Source organism: Collinsella intestinalis DSM 13280, from assembly GCF_000156175.1.
GTDB lineage: Bacteria > Actinomycetota > Coriobacteriia > Coriobacteriales > Coriobacteriaceae > Collinsella > Collinsella intestinalis.
The window spans coordinates 1138378-1140866 of the sequence record NZ_GG692710.1; the positions used below are offsets into that span (position 1 = coordinate 1138378).

Annotated in this window: 2 protein-coding genes; one reads left to right on the top strand and one right to left on the bottom strand. The window is 63.2% G+C overall.

Translation table 11 applies throughout. The features are described 5' to 3' along the window. Nucleotides 1-298 precede the first annotated feature (298 nt). Nucleotides 299-1006: a C39 family peptidase gene (locus tag COLINT_RS08515; protein WP_006723371.1), complete on the top strand. Its 708-nt coding sequence runs from the start codon at nucleotides 299-301 to the stop codon at nucleotides 1004-1006. 161 nt (nucleotides 1007-1167) lie between these two features. Here the strand turns inward: COLINT_RS08515 and arcC are convergent, their stop codons facing one another. Next, complete coding sequence (gene arcC, locus COLINT_RS05230) at nucleotides 1168-2130, bottom strand: carbamate kinase (protein WP_006723372.1); 963 nt, start codon at nucleotides 2128-2130, stop codon at nucleotides 1168-1170. Between the last annotated feature and the right edge of the window lie 359 nt (nucleotides 2131-2489).

The following is a 2489-nucleotide window of genomic DNA, read 5'->3' on the forward strand; positions in this document are numbered from 1 at the left end:
AGGCGCTCGGGACCCGCGCCCCATGCGCCGAGACTCCTATGGACGCGATTCCCGCGTCGGACGAGCATATCCCGACCCACAGACGCGCCCAACGGGTAGGCCCTCTTCCAGAGGCCGCGCTCAAAACCAACCGTCTCGCGGCGCCGGTCAGCGCCGAACCCTCAACGGAAGCTACGCCCACACGCCCTCACGTCACCGCTCAAGCAAAGGCCGGGGTTCGCGTGCAGGATACGTAGGCGGGCCCTTGCGTGGGGGCCGCAATACCGGTCGCATCTTCTCGCGTCCCACTTGGCGATCCGTGCTGTTCAGCCCGCGCGGGATCGCCGTGCTCTTGGTAATCGCGGTGATTGGTGCGGGAGGCCTTGGCATCAACGCCAAAATCCAACGAGACAAAGCGGAGGAAGCCGCGCGCATCGAGGCGAAGAAGGAAAAGGAGCGCCTCGCCAAGCAGACGGTCAACCCGTTCAAGCTCGGGCCCACCGCCATCCCCGTCTCCACGCCGCGCTCGCAATGGACGGCGGGCACAATGCCGCATCTCTATCAAACCGACCCGCTCTGGGCAAACAAGCCTTACGCAGGAAGCAACATCCGCATCGCCGGCTGCGGCCCCACGAGCCTTTCCATGGTCTACACATACCTGACGGGTAAGACCGATCTCGATCCGGTCGCCATGGCCTCGTTTGCCGAGGAGCACAACTTCGCCCCCACCGGTGCGACCGAATGGCGCTTCATGACCGACGGCGCCGCCGCCATCGGATTGAGATCGACCCCCGTGGCCCCTTCGCGCGCGAGCATCGCATCCGCGCTGGATGCCGGCATGCCGATCATCTGCTGCCTCACGCCCGGCGACTTCACCACAGTCGGGCATTTCCTTGTCATCAAGGGCATGGATGGCCGCGGCATGGTCGAAATCCATGACCCCAACAGCCCCTACAACAGCGCAAGACGCTGGCCGATCAGCCAGATTCTCCCGCAAATCGAAGCGCTTTGGGCCCTCTCGCTCTAACCCCATACAAATAGACGCCCCGGGGCAGTAAGCCGGGGCGCCTGGGAGAGGGAGGCTCTGTAAGCGTCACGCGCGATGCAGCAGCCACACGCGACGACGGAAATCATCGGACGCCCGGCCGGCTCGAAGCGGCAGCCGGGCGCCTGACGACATAGGGGGTACTAACCGACGATGCGGGTACCGGAGAGGCCGGCCATGGTCTCGGCGGCCTTGTCCAGGGCGCCGATGATGCAGGTGCGGCCCTTGCGGGAGCGAGCGAACTTGATGGCGGCGCGGACCTTGGGCTCCATGGAACCCTTGCCGAACTGGCCCTCGTCAGCGAGCTTCTCGGCCTCGTCGGCGGTGAGCTCCTCGAGCTCCTGCTGATCGGGCTTGCCGAAGTTGATGGCAACGTGCTCGACGGCGGTCAGGAGGAACAGGACGTCGGCGGAGCAGTCCTCAGCGAGGAGCTCGCCACCCATGTCCTTGTCGATGACGGCGGCGACGCCCTTGTAGCAGCCCTTGTTCTCGTAATCGCGGACGACGGGGATACCACCGCCACCGCAGGCGATGACGATAAACTCGTTGTCGAGCAGGTTGAGAATGGAGTCGGCCTCGACGATCTTCTTGGGCTCCGGGGAAGCCACGACGCGACGCCAGCCACGGCCGGAGTCCTCGACGAAGGTCATCTCGGGGTTCTCAGCCATGATCTCCTTGGCCTGCTCCTCGGTGTAGAAGGGGCCGATGGGCTTGGTGGGGTTGGCGAAGGCGGGGTCATCGGGGTCGACCTCGATCTGGGTGACGACGGAGGCGGCGTGCCAACGCTTATAGCGCTTGTGCATCTCGCGGCCGATGCCCTGCTGCAGGTGATAGCCGATGTAGCCCTGGGACATGGCGCCGCACTCGGGCAGGTCCATGGAGGGGGTGCCGATGGCGTCGTGAGCAGCGGCGAAGGCGTTCTGGATCATGCCGACCTGCGGGCCGTTGCCGTGGGTGATGATGATCTCGTTGCCCTGCTCGATGAGGCCGAGCAGCGCGTGGGCGGCGTGGGCGACCTTCTCGATCTGCTCTTCAGGGGTGTTGCCGAGGGCGTTGCCGCCGAGGGCGACGACGATGCGATCGGGCTTGCCAAGGGGCTTGGACATAACTGCCTCTTTTCTTCTCGTTTTGCTGGTAACAAATATTCACCAGCTGACGTACTTTATGCAATATACCCTCCCAAGCACAATCGATTAACAGTGATTTCGACTGTCTTGGTGAACGGACGATAATTGGCGATAAACGTAATATCCCAAGGATATCGGCATAGTTTGACCACATTGCTCAAACGGTTTTGCACGCCTTAAATCTGTATACCCATCCTGCCGATTTGGCATGTCTATTCATCTCTATACAAAAATCTGGGCGAATATGCGTACCTGTTATTGCAATGGAGTGACATCCGATCCGCCCGGCCCCGCAGCAGTCGCGAGGCCGGGGCTGGGCGCAGGACCGGGCGTCCGGG

Excerpts from the sequence above, each read along its gene's own strand:
- arcC (WP_006723372.1), bottom strand. The coding sequence starts at position 2,130 with ATGTCCAAGCCCCTTGGCAAGCCCGATCGCATCGTCGTCGCCCTCGGC.